Below are 17,301 nucleotides of genomic sequence, written 5' to 3' on the forward strand. Positions count from 1 at the left end.
ATTTACGCTTGTGAAAATACCTTACGAACTATGGATTGGTTCCCGTTATGCGGGATTGACAAGAGCAAAAGGGCGCGGAAAAAAGCGCGACCGCTTTGTGTCTTTTATTGCGGGCAGCTCGATGGCGGGTATTGCGCTGGGGGTTGCCGCTCTCATTATTGTCATGTCCGTGATGAACGGATTTCAGGTGGATGTACGCGATCGCATGTTGTCGGTTTTGCCACACATTCAACTGTTCAACCCGCAAATTGATGCGGTAAGTGCCCTGGAAGACTGGCAAAACCTGGCCAGCGAGGCTGAAAAAAACCCTGAAGTCGTTGGCGCGTCCGCTTTTGTCGCCTCCTCAGGCATGCTGGCACGTGGCAATGTGCTCAAAGGGGTGGAAATTCGCGGTCTTGACCCGGCCAATGAAGGCAAGGTGTCCGAGTTGCCCGATCAAATCATTCGTGGTTCCCTGGATTCCTTGCAGCCTGGTACGTTCAATATGGTGATTGGCCAGACACTGGCCAATCAGATGGGTGTTAATGTGGGAGATACCCTGCTGGTGATGTCTCCGCAGGGCTCCATCAACCCGGCCGGTTTTACACCGCGCATGCGGCAATTCACGATTTCCGGCATATTTTCTTCCGGTCATTATGAATATGACTCCAGCCTGGCTTTTATTGCCGCCCGCGATGGTGCCGTACTGTTCCGTAATATGGGCCTGGCCGGTGTCAGGCTTAAAGTCAATGATATGCTTGATGCCCCGGAAGTGGCCAATCAATTAATGTTCAGCTTGCCCCAGGGTATTGTTGCGCGTGACTGGACGCAAGATAACCGGACCTGGTTTGCCGCGGTCAAGACGGAAAAAAGAATGATGTTCCTGATTCTGGCCCTGATTATTGCCGTGGCTGCCTTCAATCTGCTGTCCTCACTGGTGATGGCGGTCAAGGACAAGCAATCGGACATCGCGATTTTAAGAACACTGGGTGCCAGTCCGGCAGAAGTGGCCCGGATATTTTTGGTACAGGGTTCTTTGATTGGGGTGGTGGGCACTTTTATGGGCGTTTTCCTGGGTTGTGTGGTGGCCTACAATATTGATGTCATCATCCCGTTTATTGAAAACCTGTTCGGTATTCATTTCCTGGACCCCAGCATTTATTTTGTCAGCCAATTGCCGTCTCATCCTGAAGTCAGCGATATTACCGCGGTGGGCCTGACATCCCTGGTGCTGTCCATACTGGCTACTCTATATCCAAGCTGGAGAGCCTCCCGTTTGCAACCTGCCGAGGTATTGCGCCATGACTGATGAGAAAAAATATGCTTTGCAGGCAAAGTCGATTGTTAAATATTACGAAGACGGCAATAGCCGGCTGGATATCCTCAAAGGCATCGATCTGGATGTCGCGCAGGGTGAAATGGTGGCCATTATTGGTGCTTCGGGCTCTGGTAAAAGCACCTTGCTGCATACCCTGGGCCTGCTTGATGAGCCCACGTCTGGCGAGGTGCTGGTGAACGGAACCCGTACAGCCGGCTTGTCCGAGAAGCAACGCAGCCAGATCCGCAACCAGAGTCTGGGGTTTGTGTATCAGTTTCATCATTTGTTGCCCGAATTCAGTGCGCTGGATAACGTGGCCATGCCTTTGATTGTCAGAAGGATGGATCGCGGCGTGGCACGTAAAATGGCTGAACAGGTGTTGGCTAAAGTAGGGTTGGCTGAGCGGGTCACGCATAAACCCAGCCAGCTTTCCGGGGGCGAGCGTCAACGTGTGGCCCTGGCCCGTGCGCTGGTGGCCAATCCGGTCTGTGTGCTGGCCGATGAGCCCACCGGCAACCTTGACAGGGAAACGGCCCAGAATATGTTTGCCCTGTTAAAATCGGTCAATAAGGAATTCAATACGGCTTTTGTAATTGTGACCCACGATCCCAAGCTGGCCGAGCTGGCAGACCGCCAGTTGGTCATGGAAAAAGGCCGACTGAATCAAAAAAACGATATTCCCGTTTAAACATTCATTGGCCTGATATTTGTCCAACGTTTAATGCAAAGTGCGCAGACAGGGATTCATTGTTCAACCCGGATATAAACAGGTGTAGCCATGCTGATTGATACACATTGCCACTTGGATGCGGCCGAATTTGATCATGATCGCGAAGAAGTGATTGCCGATGCCCGGGCGCAAGGGGTCAGGATTATGGTGATTCCGGCCGTGGAGCAAAGCAATTTTGCTACGGTCAGAAACCTGGCGCACCGCATTGACGGGGGCTTTTATGCCTTGGGTATCCATCCCATGTATGTGCATAAGGCGCAAGATGAAGATCTGGACTTGCTGGAGCAGGAAATCGCCCGTTCCATGGAGGATCCGCGTTTTGTCGGGGTGGGTGAAGTCGGACTGGATTTTTTTGTGACCGACATTGCCAGTGGCGTGCAGCGGGAGCGGCAGGAATATTTTTACTCGGCCCAGTTAAGTCTGGCCAAACAATTCAATTTGCCGGTGATTTTGCATGTGCGCAAATCACAGGATACCTTGCTGAAATACTTGCGCCGGTGTTCCTTGTCTGGCGGTATTGCCCATGCTTTTAATGGCAGTTTCCAGCAGGCGCAGGCATTTACTGACTTGGGCTTTGCCTTGGGGGTAGGGGGGGCCATGACCTATACCCGTTCTTTGCAAATACGTCGCCTGGCCAGTGAACTCGATCTGTCCAGTCTGGTGCTGGAAACCGATTCACCGGATATTCCTCCGGCCTGGCTGCATGAGCCCAACCGGCGCAACACGCCCGGACAAATTGGCCGTATTGCCCGGGAGCTGGCAGACTTGCGTCAGGAAAGTTTTGAAACCATTTGCGAAAGCACGACCCATACGGCCAAACGGGTTTTGCCACGGATGATATTGTCCTGAACAGGATTTTTAGCCAGATCACTTGACTAGAATCTGCTTTTTAGCAGCAGAAAGAAGGTCATGCGGGTTTACTGGATTTGCCTGGCAGGTGCATGCCTGGGGATTGCCTGTGTTCAATTATTGCCAGCGTTGCCCTCACTCACCATTATTGGTGTATGGGCAGGTTTGATGGTGGCCGGGTGGCTATGTTTATTGCCCATAAAATTGTCTGTACTTAAAACCATTTTGATGGGATTACTATGTGTTTTGCTGGGCATGGCTTATTCCACTTATAGGGCCCAGTTGCGATTGGCGGACAGCCTGGCTTCCATTCATGAAAACAAAACAAACCGGGTCGTTTTGCGTGTTAGTGAAATCGCCCTGTATGGGCCCGACTATGTGCAGTTCAAGGCCAAGGTGCTGGACAGTTTTTCCATCAAGGGAATTCCGGTACATATACAGGTGCGCTGGCAGGTTGGGCAATGGCCAGGCATTTATGGCAAACCCAGGGATATCAATGATAAATTGCCGCTCATCAGGCCGGGCCAGGTATGGGAAATGTCCTTGAAACTTAAACGTGTTCATGGTGCCATGAATCCCAACGGGTTTGATTATGAAACCCATGCTTTTGCCAATAACATCCGGGCCATGGGAGCTGTAAAAGGTCAACCAAAATTGTTGGCTGATGAACCGTTCGGCAGCTTTGCCATCGCTGTTGAGCGATTGCGTGACCAGGTGCGCTCGGCCATGCTGCCTTATCTGAAAGATAAACGTTATGGTCCCGTGATGGTGGCGCTGGTTATGGGGGACCAGAACGGGATTGCCCAGGATGACTGGAAACTGTTCAACCTGTCAGGGGTAACACATCTGGTGTCCATTAGCGGGTCTCATATTACGATGCTGGCCGTGTTAGGCCATTTTCTGGTTTTGTGGGGTTGTCAAAGAATCAAGTTTAAAGGGAAGTTGCTGTCAGACCATCGCTCTGTTCATGTCCTGGCCGCTTTTTTTGGTTTGCTGGTGGCATGGGCCTATTGTTTGCTGGCAGGCTGGGGAGTGCCTGCGCAAAGAACGTTGCTGATGCTGGCTATTGGCTATGGCCTGATCCTGTTTCGTTGGCGCCTGTCCATTTTCTTTATTCTTTTGCTTACTTGTCTGGGTGTTTTGTTGCTGGATCCGTGGGCCATGTTGTCCAGCGGGTTTTGGTTGTCTTTTTCTGCTGTGGCCGTTTTAATCTGGTTGGGACGCCATCAGGCGCAGCAGGGCAGGGGCTATGTGCAAAGCAGGAGCCAGAAAATGCTGTCTGCCTTTGCGTTGGCAGCCAGATTTCAATTAATGATCACGCTGGCGCTGGCACCGTTTTTAATATTGCTTTTCAGCCAGCTTTCATTGGTCTCACCGTTGGTCAATGCCTATGCCATTCCCTTGATTGGCTGGGTGATTACGCCATTTTCACTATTGTTTGCCTTGCTGGCCCTGTTAAACCTGCACACGTCTGCCACTCGGTGGCTGGGTCATTTTACGCATGATATTTTACAGGGTATCCTTGATCTAACCCAGTGGTTTGCCCAGTTACCGTGGGCCAGCGTCTATATCGCAACGCCCGCTTTATGGGGCTTGCTGCTTGCCCTGGCGGGTGTTTTCATCGTGTGCCAGGCCCGGGGGCTGCCTTATAAGAACCTGGCCTGGTGCTTTATGGTACCGGTTTTTCTGGGGAAAACAGACCGACCTTTACCGGGTTACTGGAATTTGATTGCCTTGGATGTGGGGCAGGGAACAGCAGTAGTCGTGTTAACGCAAAAGCATGCGGTGTTGTTTGATGCCGGACCTAGAACCAGTCATGCCAATGAAGCGGGTAGCCGGACAATTCTGCCCTATTTAAGATCAGTGGGTATCAAGCAGCTTGATGTTGTGGTGGTATCCCATTCCGATGTGGATCATGCGGGTGGTTTTGCTGAAGTGATTGCCGGTATGCATACCGGCATGGCATATGCGTCCTTTGGGCTTGATCGGTTCCTGGCAGAGGAAGAAAAACGGCTTGAACACGATTATGCTTTATCAAACCGGGATCTGGCCTATCTGCCTTGCGGGCAGGGACAGTCTTTTAGCCTGGATGGGGTCAGTTTTACTTTTTTGAATAATGGGCAATTGCCCTTGTCCAATGAAAGTGGCAATGCGCAAAGTTGTGTGTTGCTGGTGCAGGGCCGTCAGCATAATGCCTTGTTAACGGGTGATATTCATGTCGAGCAGGAAATCGGCCTGGTTCAACAGGGACTGGAAAAGGTCAATGTCGTGGTGGTACCGCATCATGGGGCCAGCACGTCTTCTTCATTGCCGTTTATTCAGGCCCTGAAAGCCGGTCATGCCATTGTCCAGAGCGGTTACCTGAATCGTTATGGTCACCCGCACAGGCTGGTGCAGCAGCGCTGGGAAGACGCAGGCAGTCTTTTCTGGCGTACCGACAGGGATGGCGCCGTAACCGTGCGCTCCTCAATGCAGGGGCTCGACCTGCTTGCCTCGCGTCGCGAGAAAAAACGCTATTGGCATGCCCGCTAGCCTCGGCATATACTAGTGATAATCATTATATGTATATCCTGGAGGAAGGTCATGCAATCACCACGTTTGAATTATGTCAATTGCGTCAGTACGGCAGGCGTACATCGCATGGCTTACTGGGAATGGGGTGACCCGGATAATGACCGGGTGTTGATGTGCGTGCATGGCCTGACCCGTACCGGACGTGATTTTGATGATATGGCACGTGCCATGTCGGGTGAGTATCGTGTGATTTGTCCTGATATTGTGGGCAGGGGGGCCTCTGACTTTTTGTTTAACCCATCCCTTTATGCCGTGCCGCAGTACGTGTCCGATATATTCACCTTGTTGGCGCGCGTTAATCCGAAAACCCTGGATTGGATCGGGACCTCAATGGGTGGGCTGATTGGCATGGTGTTTGCCGGGCTGGTGCGCAAGGCAGACTTGTCTATTGTCAACCAGGTGCCTCGTGATGAAAATATGCCAGCTAAAACCGGGCTTGCCCTGAATCGTCTGGTTTTGAATGATGTGGGCCCTAAAATAGAGCTTGAGGCTATTCGTCGTATTGGCGCCTATGTGGGCAATGCCCTGGAATTTGACAGCCTTGAAAGTGCGGTGGCATATATGAAGGTCAACGCGGCCTCTTTTGGGCCACTTAATGACAGGCAATGGCTTGAATTTACCAAAAGTGTGATTAAATTTAAGGACAATGTCTGGAAAAGTCATTACGATGTACGTATCGCCCAAACATTTAAAGAGCAGGAAAGTGAAGAAGCGCTTGCCGCGGCAGAAGCCTATCTGTGGCGCTCTTATACATCCATTGATTGCCCCATTTTGATATTGCGGGGTGAAAACTCCGATTTGTTAAGTCGTGAATCGGTTGCCCAAATGCTGGAACAGAATAAAAACAGCCAAATGGTCGAAATACCCGAGGTGGGTCATGCGCCAACCCTGATGCCCAACGAACAAATCCAGACAGTGCGCGAGTTTTTGCTCTCTTGAAACATTTTTGCCAGTAGGAAAGTACCATGGATAGCTTGGTCAGATTGAACGTAGACCTGCATTGTCACTCAACCGTTTCGGATGGTGTGTTAAGCCCCACCGAGGTGGCCACACGTGCGGCCGGCAATGGCGTGCAAGTCTGGAGCCTTACCGACCACGATGAGGTGGGAGGGCAACAAGAGGCTGCGCGGGTCGCCCGTGAACTGGGTATGACTTATATTCCGGGTATTGAAATATCCGTGACTTGGGCAGAACACACCCTGCATATTGTTGGCCTGGGTATCGACCCTGAAAACGCAGCCATGAATGCCGGTCTGGAGCGTATCCGTAATGACCGTGAGCAGCGGGCACGGGTAATGTCAGACAAGCTGGCGGAATTTGGCATTATGAATGCCTACGAGGGGGCCTTGAAATATGCCGATAACCCCAATTTGCTGAGCCGGACGCACTTTGCCCGTTATATTGTGGAGACCGGCCATTGCAAGCACATGCAAGAGGTTTTCGACAAATACCTGGCCGATGGCAAACCTGCTTACATAGCGGGTGACTGGGCAAGTCTTGAAGAGGCCATCAACTGGATCACCCAGGCTGGCGGGATTGCCGTGATTGCCCACCCTGGACGGTATAAATACTCCCGCAGTGAGTTTGTCACTTTATACAAGACTTTCAAGTTAATGGGGGGTAGGGGAATTGAAGTGGTGACCGGTTCCCATACTGTTGACCAGTATCACCAGTACGCACATATTGCCCGCCAGTACGGTTTTCTGGCTTCTTGTGGCTCTGATTTTCACAGTCCGTCGGAAAGCAGTATGGATCTTGGTAAACTTCCGCCTTTGCCAAGTGGTCTTACCCCTGTCTGGGAGGAATTAATTTAAATCATGAACAAGGCTTTTGTTAAAGAATCCGATCAGGACGATGATGACGATGGTGTTGATGGCCAGGCCGTTGCCTTGCCGGCCGGCACCAAAAACTATATCACCAAATATGGTTATGCCGCTTTGCGTGAAGAGTTGGCACATCTGGTCAATACCGAAAGGCCCGATGTGGTACAAATCGTTTCATGGGCGGCGGCCAATGGTGACCGTTCTGAAAACGGAGATTACCTGTATGGTAAAAAAAGACTGCGCGAGATAGACCGTCGCATCCGCTTTCTGACCAAAAGGCTGGAAATTGCCGAAGTCGTGGACCCTTCCATCCAGCCCAATAAAGACCAGGTGTTTTTAGGCGCCACGGTTGTCTATATCGACAAGGCCGGCGAAGTGCACACGGTCACTATTGTTGGGGTGGATGAGGCAGAGCCATTGCAGGGGAAAATCAGTTGGATTTCCCCTGTTGCAAGGGCCCTGATCAAGGCCAGGGAAGGCGATACGGTCAGCTTGCGTACGCCTTCAGGCATGGATGAGCTGGAAATTCTTGAGGTTAATTACCCTGACGAGTAAGGCTGAAGGTTGCCGAGCTGTCCTGGGCAAGATGTTTGGCCAGATAGGGCAGGCTTTTTTCCAGGGCGGCATGCAGGGTATATGGCGGGTTGATAATAAACATGCCACTGCCGTGCAGGCCGTAACCATCCGCAGCCGGTTTTTTGACGGTTAGCGAGGCGTTAAGCCATTGGATGCCGGGCAGTTTTTCAAGCTGCCTGATCATGTCATGCACTTCCTTGCGGTTGACCAGCGGGTACCAAATTGCATAACAGCCGGTGGCAAAGCGTTTAAGGCCATCTTTAACAGCCATTAATGTATGTCGGTAATCGGCTTTGTCCTCATAGGAAGGATCAATCAGGATCAGGCCTCGTCTGGGTACGGGCGGCAGTTGTGATTTCAGACCCGAAAAACCGTCCTTTTCGAAAATCGTCACTTGCCGTGTAATTTCCCGGCCTTGCTGCTCAATGTTGTCGCTCAGTACTTCAATTTCAGTCGGGTGTAACTCAAACAAATGCAGGCGATCTTTGGGTCGCATCAATTCCAGGGAAATCCAGGGGGATCCGGGGTAATACACCAGATCCTGGTCATCGTTCAGGTTGCGGATATGGTCAATATAGAGCTGCAGATCCTCAGGCAAGTCGGTGTTGTCCCACAGACGGGCGATACCTTCTTTGAATTCCGCGGTTTTCTCTGCCCAGGCATCTTCAAGATCGTAAATGCCGGCACCGGCGTGGGTGTCAATGATCCAGTAAGGCGTTTCCTTTTTGTTAAGATAGTGCAAAATATGCAACAAAACGGAGTGCTTTAAAACATCAGCATGATTGCCTGCATGAAAGGCGTGGCGGTAACTGAACAAAATATATCCTTGTGGTGAGTACGGGCGGTTAAGCCAAATTGGGGTTTATGCGAAGCAGTTCATCGGTAAACAGGGCATCGCAACCCCAATGCAATAGTTGTTTGGCACGTTGATAGTCATTCACGGTCCAGGCGCAAACCCGGTAGCCGGCCTGATGAATGCGTTCTATTTTTTCCTGGTTCAGCAGGCTTTGCTTCAGGTTAATGGCGACGCAGTCCAGTTCTTCCAGAATCTCGGTGAAATTATCAGGCAGGTCTTCGGTTAAAAAGGCGCGTGGCAATTCGGGGGCGGCCTGTTTTGCGGCAGCCAGTGCTTCCAGGGAGAAAGACGAAATTAGTGGGGGCAGATCGGAATGATGCCACCATTGTTGTGCCGCTTGGGCTGCCAGGGTTCCGGTTTCGGTTTCACGGTTCGGGCAGGGCTTGATTTCTATGTTGCAGAAAATATTGTTTTCCTGGGTGAAACGGGCAACAGAACGAAACGTGGGGATGGGCTCTCCGGTATAAAAAGACGAATGCCATCCACCGAAATCCAGTTCGGACAACTCCCTGAACGTTTTGCTGGCCGCCAGTCCTCTTCCGTTTGAGGTGCGGTTGACCGTATCATCATGCATTAAGACAAGTACGTTGTCCTGGCTGAGCTTGACATCGAACTCAACCATGGAAAAACCGTGTTCATGGCCGCAGCGCATGGCCGCAAGGGTGTTTTCAGGGGCCAGGAAGCCACCGCCACGATGGGCAATCAGGCGCGGATAGCACCACTCGAAAGTATTTTTTGCTGGCATTGGAATAAAAGGGTGGATTTCAAGAATAAAGTTTATTGTTGTATTGTAGGAAGATATAAGTCGCTTTGAAAGCGACTTTTTATAAAATAGGGCTGAATTGTCTATTTTAAAAGTGAAAAAGACTAAAATGGGAAACCCCTTTTTCCAACCGCGACATTTATAATGTATATTCTGATTTTCGCAGTCTGAGTTGAGAGCTTAATGTTTGAATTTATCCGTACACACCAACGTATCGTATTGGCCGCGTTAATTATTTTGGTGGTTCCGTCATTTGTTTTTTTTGGCGTGGCCGATTACCAAAGTTTCGTTTCCAACGATGTAAAACTGGTAGCTATTAAAGAAGCCAATATTACCCAAGAGCAGTTTAACCAATCCTGGCGCAATCGTTTGGACGAAATGAGAATGCAGTCTGGTGCAAATTTTGATGTTGCCAAGGTAGATACGCCTGCCAACCGGAGAGCCTGGCTGAATCAGCTTATCAATGCCCAGGTGCTGCAGCAGGAAATGATCGACGGTCATTTCAACGCCACTGACAATATGGTTCGCAATGCCATTGGCTCCAATCCCCAGTTCCATGAGAACGGTGTGTACTCTCCTCAAAAATACACCGAATTTTTAGTCAGAAACGGCATCAGAGACATCGATTATGAAGCTTATGTCCGTCAGAATCTGGCTTATGCACAGGTGCTTGAGCCTATTGCGCAATCGGTGTCGATGCCTGAAAAAACGCTTGAGCTATTACAATCGGCCATGGTTCAGGAGCGTGCCGTTCGCCTGAAAGAATTTGAGATTTCCACATACCTGCCAGATGTCACGGTTTCCGATGAGGACATCAAACAGTGGTACGATAAAAACAGTAAAACCCTCGAAGTTCCCCGCTATGTGGATGCCCAGTACATTATCCTTAACCAGGATGCGGCATTAAAATCGGTACCCGAAGTTTCAGAAGCTGATATTGAATCCTACTATCAATCCAATATTGGCAAGTACACTAAACAGGAACGTCGGGTCGTTAATCATATTCAAATCAAGGTGCCTGAAGGGGCTGATGCCGCGACCCAGGAAGAAATCCTGAAAAAAGCCCAGGATGTGGCGGCACAGGCCAAGGCAGAGCCCGCAAAATTTTCAGCATTGGCAAAACAGTATTCAGATGACGCAGGTACTAAAAACCTGGACGGCAGCCTGGGTCTGTTGGCCAGGGGTGATATTCCCGTTCTTGATGAGGCCATTTTCTCATTGACAGCACCAGGCGTGACCGATCCGGTCAAAGTGGGCAATTCTTATCATATTATTCAGGTAGCCAGTATCGATGCAGGCTCTGTTCAGCCATTGTCTGCTGTCAAGAGTCAGGTGCTGGAAGAAATCCGCTTGCAGCTGGCATCGGAAAAATTTGCCGATCTGGCTACCGGCCTGGTCCAGCAGGTCAATGATGATCGTTCATCATTGCAAGGCGTTGCCGATAATCTTCAGCTGGAACTGAAAACGGTCAATGGTGTGGCCCGTGACCTGCTGCTGACCGCAGAGCAAGTGGGAGAGAATGCTGCTTCAGCCAGTCCCGATGCCAAATACTTCGAGGCCCCCAGGGTGCGTGAGGTCCTGTTCTCCGATGAGGTGTTGAAACAAAAACTCAATTCTGGCGTGATAGAAATTTCACCCTCTGAGTTGCTGGTGGTTCGTGCAGTGCAGGAAGTGCCTGCCGCGATCCCCCCACTGGATGCCGTTAGGGCCGAGGTGGAAAAAATGGTAAGGGATGAAAAAGCCTTTGAGCAGGCCAAACTGGCCGGTGAGCAAGCGCTTAAAATGCTTCAGGAAAACGGTGAACCTTCATCGGTTGGCTTTGGTGCCGAGACAACAATCAGTCGTTTGATGGGCAATCAATTGCCCGAGACAATGCTCAATACCATCATGAATGCACCTACCGATAAATTGCCTTCCTTTGTGGGTACCACTACGCCTAATGGTTTTGTCATTGCACAAATTGAAAAGGTGTCCGAAGGCAACTCTGAAATGAAAACGCTTTTTACGCAATTCTTGCAACCCGGTCTGGAAACAGGTGTGGCAGCCGAGATTGCCCAAGGTGTGACCAGTATTCTGCGTGCAGACCATGAGGTACAGATCTTCCCTGAAGCCGAGAAGGTGATTTTGGGTGAATAAACCGGTCAGGCGCTTTTTTAAAGCATAGGCCTTTAATCCGGGCTGTCATGAATAAACCCCATAAAGCTGGATGTATTCCGGTTTTATGGGGTTTTTCTATTGTGGGTCATCAAGTATTGGTGAGGGGTGTTGCAAGCCCCTCCAAGTGATGGTGGGCGTTTTCTGGTTCACCTTGCTCAGTTAATGGCCTGTTGCAATACGGCCCACACATTTTCCGCCATGGTTTTTTGTGCGGCTTCGTTCGGGTGGATGCCATCGTCCTGAAACATGTTTTTATCCAGCGCAAAATGTTCAAACAGGAAGGGCACCAGCAGGGCATCCTGTTCCTGCGCCACCTGGGCAAACATTTCCTTGAACTGTTGTGAATACACAGGTCCGAAGTTGGGCGGAATTTGCATGCCGACTATGATTACTTTGGCCTGTGCCTGCCTGCTCAATTCGCTCATTTTAGCCAGATTGCTTTTGGACGCTTCCAGTGACAGACCGCGCAGCGCATCATTTGAGCCCAATTCCACAACTACCACAGAGGGTGTGTGTTGCGCCAGCAGGGCGGGAAGACGGGCAAGGCCACCGCTGGTTGTATCGCCGCTTATACTGGCATTGACGACTTCATAATTGTCATCATCGCCCAGAAAATCGGATTTAATTATTTCCACCCAACCTTTGCCCCTTTCAATGCCATATTCTGCTGATAAACTGTCTCCTATAACCAGTAGCGTTTTGTTGCTGGTGTTTTGTGCATTCGCCATTTGAAAAGCAGCGGTACACATGAATAGCGTCAGACATAATTTGAGTAGTTGATTTATGAAAAACATATTTGCCCTGGAAGTTGATGGTCTGAATAAAGTAGTGGAAGATGCCAATGGCCAGCTTCGTATTTTAGAGGATATTTCCTTTTCGCTTGAAAAAGGTAAGACACTGGCCATTACCGGAAGTTCTGGTTCTGGCAAATCTACCCTGCTGGGCATTCTGGCCGGGCTCGATGTGCCCAGTCAGGGTAGTGTGCACTTGATGGGACAGGACCTGTTTTCACTTGATGAGGATCAGCGTGCCCAGTTGCGGGCGTATCATGTGGGATTTGTGTTTCAGTCTTTTCAGTTGCTGCCTAATCTGACAGCGCTGGAAAATGTCATGCTTCCTTTGGAGCTGCAAGGCAAACGGGCCAAAGAGCCGGCATGGGCCATGTTAGAGCGTGTGGGCCTTTCCGGGCGTTCTCATCACTATCCCAAAACGTTGTCTGGCGGAGAGCGTCAGCGTGTGGCTCTGGCACGGGCCTTTGTGGTTGAACCGGCCATATTATTTGCCGATGAGCCTACCGGTAGCCTGGATGCTGCAACCGGCACCCATATTATGGATTTGATGTTTGCGTTGCATCAGGAAAAAAGAAGCACCCTGGTTTTGGTCACCCATGATGGGGTGCTGGCCAGCCGTTGTCAGCAACAGCTGGTATTGCAGGCGGGCAAGGTGGTTGCCTAGCTTTTGACCCTGACGATCTTGGTAACCTGTGGGACGTGCCGTATCAGCCGGATTACACGGGCCAGATGCTTGCGGTCATCGACCTGAATGGTAATTTGGATGGTGGCGGTTTCAAGGGCCTCTTCATTCATGGACATCTGGATAATGTTGGAGTCAGCCGTGGCGATTTGAGCCGCGATACGTCCCAATACGCCTTTTTCACTCTTGAGAGTAACTTCAAGACGGGTGGGCAAGTGCTTGGCGGTTTCCTTGTCCCAGTTGACCGAAGAGACCCAGCGTTCGGGTTCGCGGGTGCGCTGGCGAAGGGCCGTAGGACAGTCTTCGGTATGAACGACCAAGCCATGACCGGGACGAATACAGGCGATGAGAGGGTCACCAGGTATGGGGCAGCAGCAGCTTGAAAGTTGAGCCGCCTGACCTTCGTTACCCTGAATGAAAATAGTGCCTGTTTTGGCAACGGACATTTCATCAATAACGGCGGCACTGGTTGCCAGGATTTCGTTATCGATAATGAACCGACGTGCAACAACCGCAGCCAGACGACGTCCCAGGCCGATATCGGCCAGAATTTCATCAACCGAGCTGGCACCGGTACTTTTGGCCAGTTTTTCCCATTGCGGATCATCTTTGGGGGGCATGGGGATATTCAGTTCTTGCAAGGCATGCAAAAGCTGCTTTTCACCAAACTGAATGGATTCGCTGTATTTGACCGTTTTCAGGAAATGGCGAATTTCAGAACGGGCTTTGCCGGTACGTACATAGTTAAGCCATTGGGCGCTGGGTACAGAGGCCGGAGAAGTGATGATTTCAATCCTGTCGCCACTGCTGAGTTCAGTCTTGAGAGGTACAAATTCACCATTGATTTTGGCTGAAACCGCATGATTGCCAATATCGGTATGAATAAGATAGGCAAAATCAATAGGTGTTGCGCCACGTGGCAATGAGATGATTTTACCTTTGGGCGTTAGCACATAAACGGCATCGGGGAACAGGTCTACCTTGACGTGTTCAAGGAATTCACCTGAGTCACCGGTTTGACTTTGGATATCCAGCAGCGACTGTAGCCAGCGATGGGTTTGCTTTTGCAGGTCGTTGAGAGAGAGATCATCATTTTTGTATATCCAGTGAGAAGCCACACCTTTTTCGGCAATGTGGTCCATATCACGGGTACGAATCTGGAATTCGATGGGGGTGCCATAAGGGCCCACCAAGGTGGTGTGCAAAGATTGGTAGCCATTAAGCTTGGGAATGGCAATGTAATCTTTGAATTTACCGGGTACCGGCCGATACAGCTGATGAATCACGCCCAAGGCCAAATAACATTCAGGCAGGGTATGAACAATAATACGGAAGCCGTAGATATCCAAGACATCGGAAAAGGATTTTTTTTGTTCACGCATTTTTTTATAAATACTGAACAGGGATTTCTCACGACCGGAAATTTCGGCTTCGATACCTTGAGCTGGCAGGGCGGTAGTGATGTTGTCGGTGATTTTGGTAAGCACCTCACGGCGATTACCCCGGGCTGCCATGACGGCTTTGTGCAGGACGGAATAACGGTTGGGCGAGCTGGCCTCAAAACACAGGTCTTGCAGTTCACGAACCAGGGAGTTAAGGCCCAGGCGATGTGCAATAGGCGTATAAATTTCCAGGGTTTCGTTGGCCACCCGCCGGCGTTTGGCTGGATCTACCGCATCCAGGGTTCGCATATTGTGCAGGCGGTCGGCCAGCTTGATTAAAATAACCCGGACGTCTTTGGCCATGGCCAACAGCATTTTGCGGAAACTTTCCGCCTGCTGTTCGGCCTTGGTGGCAAAATTGAGCTTTTCAAGTTTGGTAAGGCCATCGACCAGATTGGCCACATCGGGGTTGAATTTTTCAGCCAGTTCTGACTTCAGAACCCCCTGATCTTCGATGACATCGTGTAACAGGGCAGCCATAAGGGCATTGACGTCAAGCTTCCATCCGGCACATATTTCGGTGACTGCAATGGGATGGGTAATGTAGGGAGCACCACTGGAACGGAATTGACCCAAGTGGGCCTGGTCTGCAAAGCGGTAAGCCTCGCGGACTTTTTCAATGTCTTTACTGTCCATGTAGCTGGACAGCATTTCGGTAAGCGTGGCCAATGAAGCTATGGTCGGATCATTGGCCGGTGTGGCCTTGCCTGTGGTCAGTTGAGTTGATTCAGCTGACTGGGTGGATTCTTTCTGTTTTCTTTTAAAGGGAGACCCGGCACGCAACGCATGCAATATCGTTGAGGATGCGCCTTTAATCCCTTTTAAAGTCATAGTGTGGATCCTTGCCAGTTGTTGATTCAGGTAGGTACTTTACGCAACATTTCAAGACCGGTGACACCGCTTGCGATTTCACGCAATGCGAGTACGGTGGGTTTGTCTTTGTTGCTTTCCAGGCGAGGCTCATGACCCTGGGCCAGTTCGCGTGCACGGTAAGTGGCCGCCAGCGTCAGGCTAAAGCGGTTTGGAATTTGTTTTAAACAGTCTTCAACGGTAATTCGTGCCATTTGATAACCTGAAAAATATTGGAAAAAATGATAGTGGGCCTACTGGGAAGAGGCTTTTGAAATACCCAGATCGGCGAATAGCTTTTCGTGTCTTGCAGCTTGCGCTGTATAGCGCAAACGAGCCGTAGCAATAATTTGCTTCAGCTCATGAAGGGCGACCTCGAAATCATTGTTAATGATAACATATTCACACTCTGGCGCGTGCGCAATTTCGCTGCCGGCCGCTAATAAGCGACGGGCAATCACGTCTGGTTCATCTTGACCGCGACGGGTTAACCTGACTCTCAGTTCTTCAATCGAGGGGGGCAAAATAAAGATGTCGGTGACATCGGAAAACTGCTGTCTTACCTGACGGGCGCCTTGCCAGTCGATTTCCAGCAAAATATCCTTGCCATCTGCTATGGCCTTCTTGATCAGGGTTTTGGGTGTGCCGTAAAAGTTGCCGTGCACCTCTGCCCATTCCAACAAGTCATCGTTTTCTTTAAGTGCCTGGAATTCTTCCACACTGATGAAATGATATTCACGCCCGTTTTCCTCACCCGGTCTGGGGGGACGGGTTGTGCAGGAAACAGATAGTTCAATACCGGTATCTTCTTTCAGAAGGGCATTGACCAGGCTGGATTTTCCGGCACCGCTGGGAGCGATAATCATAAATACATTACCGGGATATTTCTTCATGGTGACGAGTCCATTTTTTTAGAAGTAGCAAGGATAACAAAAAATTAAGTGCTATTAATAAATAAACAGAAAAAAGTCCGCGTTAAATACCCTCAAGTGGTGCCAGCCCGCTTCATTCTTGGTAGCATATGCCAAATAAAACACATTGGAGAATATAACAATGAGCATTTCAAACCATAAAGTGGCGGTGGTAACGGGAGCGGGCTCCGGTATTGGCAGGGCGGTTGCTCTGGAATTGCTAAGTGCGGGTTATCGGGTGGTGTTGGCAGGAAGACGACAGGAGGTTCTGGAGCAAACACGTACCGCAGCCGGACTGGATGCGGTAAGGGCCCTGGTAGTCCCCACCGACGTGACCAAAGAAAACGAAGTAAAAGCCTTGTTTGAACAAACCCAGCGCGAATATGGCCGGGTGGATGTATTGTTCAATAACGCTGGAAAAAGTGGTGCAGCGGTACCCATTGACGAGTTTTCGGCCCAGGAATGGCGTGAGATTGTGGATGTGAACCTGACCGGCATGTTCCTGTGTGCCCAGGCCGCTTTTCATGTGATGCGCTACCAGGAGCCGCAAGGGGGCCGGATCATTAATAACGGTTCTATCTCAGCCACGGCACCACGCCCCATGTCTATCGCTTATACAGCCACCAAGCATGCCGTTACCGGCCTGACCAAAAGCATTTCGCTGGACGGCCGTGCCTATAATATTGCCTGCGGCCAGATAGATATTGGCAATGCCGGCACCGATATGACGGAAAGAATGAAGAAAGGCATTTTGCAGGCCAATGGTGAAATCATGCCCGAGCCGATTATGGACGTGGCGCATGTGGCCCAAACCGTTCGTACCATGGCTGATTTCCCGCTGGAAACCAACGTGCAGTTTGTGACGATTATGGCCACGAAGATGCCGTTTGTGGGGCGTGGGTAGACTTTAAGCCGTTTGGTGAATCGAACAGTTGTGGCATAAGCAAGCCACTGAGGTCTGAAAACATGATGGCTTGCGGTGAATATACTGTTTGATTTAC

The 17,301-nt window shown here is 50.4% G+C and carries 16 protein-coding genes; 10 read left to right on the forward strand and 6 right to left on the reverse strand.

Features of this window, described 5'->3' with window-relative positions; translation table 11 throughout:
• The first annotated feature begins 55 nt into the window (after nucleotides 1–55).
• The 7 genes from HCX92_RS07630 to greB all read left to right on the forward strand — a co-directional run bounded on the left by HCX92_RS07630 (nucleotide 56) and on the right by greB (nucleotide 7,828).
• Complete coding sequence (locus HCX92_RS07630; RefSeq protein ID WP_211182335.1) at nucleotides 56–1,288, forward strand: lipoprotein-releasing ABC transporter permease subunit; 1,233 nt, start codon at nucleotides 56–58, stop codon at nucleotides 1,286–1,288.
• Nucleotides 1,281–1,985 (forward strand): lipoprotein-releasing ABC transporter ATP-binding protein LolD, encoded by a 705-nt coding sequence (lolD, locus tag HCX92_RS07635; protein WP_169294353.1) that lies wholly within the window; start codon nucleotides 1,281–1,283, stop codon nucleotides 1,983–1,985. Before HCX92_RS07630 ends, lolD begins: the two co-directional genes overlap by 8 nt.
• 90 nt (nucleotides 1,986–2,075) lie before the next feature.
• A complete protein-coding gene (locus HCX92_RS07640; RefSeq protein ID WP_169294354.1) occupies nucleotides 2,076–2,876 on the forward strand; it encodes a TatD family hydrolase in 801 nt (266 codons plus the stop codon).
• Between the two features lie 60 nt (nucleotides 2,877–2,936).
• Nucleotides 2,937–5,408 carry a DNA internalization-related competence protein ComEC/Rec2 gene (locus tag HCX92_RS07645; RefSeq protein WP_169294355.1) on the forward strand — a complete coding sequence of 824 codons (2,472 nt, stop codon included), beginning with the start codon at nucleotides 2,937–2,939 and terminating at the stop codon, nucleotides 5,406–5,408.
• A gap of 51 nt (nucleotides 5,409–5,459) precedes the next feature.
• Complete coding sequence (locus tag HCX92_RS07650) at nucleotides 5,460–6,389, forward strand: alpha/beta fold hydrolase (RefSeq protein WP_169294356.1); 930 nt, start codon at nucleotides 5,460–5,462, stop codon at nucleotides 6,387–6,389.
• A 26-nt stretch (nucleotides 6,390–6,415) separates the two neighbouring features.
• Nucleotides 6,416–7,264, forward strand: a complete 849-nt coding sequence (locus HCX92_RS07655; RefSeq protein ID WP_169294357.1) for a 3',5'-nucleoside bisphosphate phosphatase — start codon at nucleotides 6,416–6,418, stop codon at nucleotides 7,262–7,264.
• Between the two features lie 3 nt (nucleotides 7,265–7,267).
• Nucleotides 7,268–7,828 (forward strand): transcription elongation factor GreB, encoded by a 561-nt coding sequence (gene greB, locus HCX92_RS07660; RefSeq protein WP_169294358.1) that lies wholly within the window; start codon nucleotides 7,268–7,270, stop codon nucleotides 7,826–7,828.
• On the opposite strand, the gene HCX92_RS07665 is transcribed toward greB, so the two are convergent.
• Together HCX92_RS07665 and ugpQ are read right to left on the reverse strand one after the other, a co-directional pair.
• Nucleotides 7,809–8,666 carry a 23S rRNA (adenine(2030)-N(6))-methyltransferase RlmJ gene (locus HCX92_RS07665; protein ID WP_169294359.1) on the reverse strand — a complete coding sequence of 286 codons (858 nt, stop codon included), beginning with the start codon at nucleotides 8,664–8,666 and terminating at the stop codon, nucleotides 7,809–7,811. The two genes, greB and HCX92_RS07665, sit on opposite strands and share 20 nt — an antisense overlap.
• Nucleotides 8,667–8,694: 28 nt before the next feature.
• Entirely contained in the window at nucleotides 8,695–9,450 is a 756-nt protein-coding gene (gene ugpQ / locus HCX92_RS07670) for a glycerophosphodiester phosphodiesterase (RefSeq protein WP_169294360.1), read from the reverse strand.
• Nucleotides 9,451–9,651: 201 nt separating this feature from the next.
• Between ugpQ and HCX92_RS07675 the strand changes: the two genes are divergently transcribed.
• Nucleotides 9,652–11,604: a SurA N-terminal domain-containing protein gene (locus HCX92_RS07675; RefSeq protein WP_169294361.1), complete on the forward strand. Its 1,953-nt coding sequence runs from the start codon at nucleotides 9,652–9,654 to the stop codon at nucleotides 11,602–11,604.
• Nucleotides 11,605–11,780: 176 nt separating this feature from the next.
• On the opposite strand, the gene HCX92_RS07680 is transcribed toward HCX92_RS07675, so the two are convergent.
• Nucleotides 11,781–12,353 (reverse strand): arylesterase, encoded by a 573-nt coding sequence (locus tag HCX92_RS07680; protein WP_248290022.1) that lies wholly within the window; start codon nucleotides 12,351–12,353, stop codon nucleotides 11,781–11,783.
• 55 nt (nucleotides 12,354–12,408) lie between these two features.
• Here HCX92_RS07680 and HCX92_RS07685 point away from each other — a divergent pair, with 55 nt between their 5' ends.
• Nucleotides 12,409–13,080: an ABC transporter ATP-binding protein gene (locus HCX92_RS07685; protein ID WP_169294363.1), complete on the forward strand. Its 672-nt coding sequence runs from the start codon at nucleotides 12,409–12,411 to the stop codon at nucleotides 13,078–13,080.
• Here the strand turns inward: HCX92_RS07685 and HCX92_RS07690 are convergent.
• The 3 genes from HCX92_RS07690 to gmk all read right to left on the reverse strand — a co-directional run bounded on the left by HCX92_RS07690 (nucleotide 13,077) and on the right by gmk (nucleotide 16,282).
• Entirely contained in the window at nucleotides 13,077–15,191 is a 2,115-nt protein-coding gene (locus HCX92_RS07690; protein ID WP_371808406.1) for a bifunctional (p)ppGpp synthetase/guanosine-3',5'-bis(diphosphate) 3'-pyrophosphohydrolase, read from the reverse strand. The genes HCX92_RS07685 and HCX92_RS07690 overlap by 4 nt on opposite strands.
• 206 nt (nucleotides 15,192–15,397) lie before the next feature.
• Entirely contained in the window at nucleotides 15,398–15,604 is a 207-nt protein-coding gene (rpoZ, locus tag HCX92_RS07695; RefSeq protein ID WP_169294365.1) for a DNA-directed RNA polymerase subunit omega, read from the reverse strand.
• Between the two features lie 39 nt (nucleotides 15,605–15,643).
• The gene (gmk, locus tag HCX92_RS07700; protein ID WP_169294366.1) at nucleotides 15,644–16,282 is read right to left on the reverse strand and encodes a guanylate kinase; all 639 of its coding nucleotides are present in this window, start codon (nucleotides 16,280–16,282) and stop codon (nucleotides 15,644–15,646) included.
• Nucleotides 16,283–16,442: 160 nt separating this feature from the next.
• On the opposite strand from gmk, the gene HCX92_RS07705 reads away from it, so the two are divergent.
• On the forward strand, nucleotides 16,443–17,204 hold the full coding sequence (locus HCX92_RS07705; protein WP_169294367.1) for an SDR family oxidoreductase: 762 nt from the start codon (nucleotides 16,443–16,445) through the stop codon (nucleotides 17,202–17,204).
• Nucleotides 17,205–17,301 lie beyond the last annotated feature (97 nt).

Origin of the sequence: Advenella sp. EE-W14 (assembly GCF_012923605.1) — a bacterium.
GTDB classification, from domain to species: Bacteria; Pseudomonadota; Gammaproteobacteria; order Burkholderiales; family Burkholderiaceae_B; genus Advenella; species Advenella alkanexedens.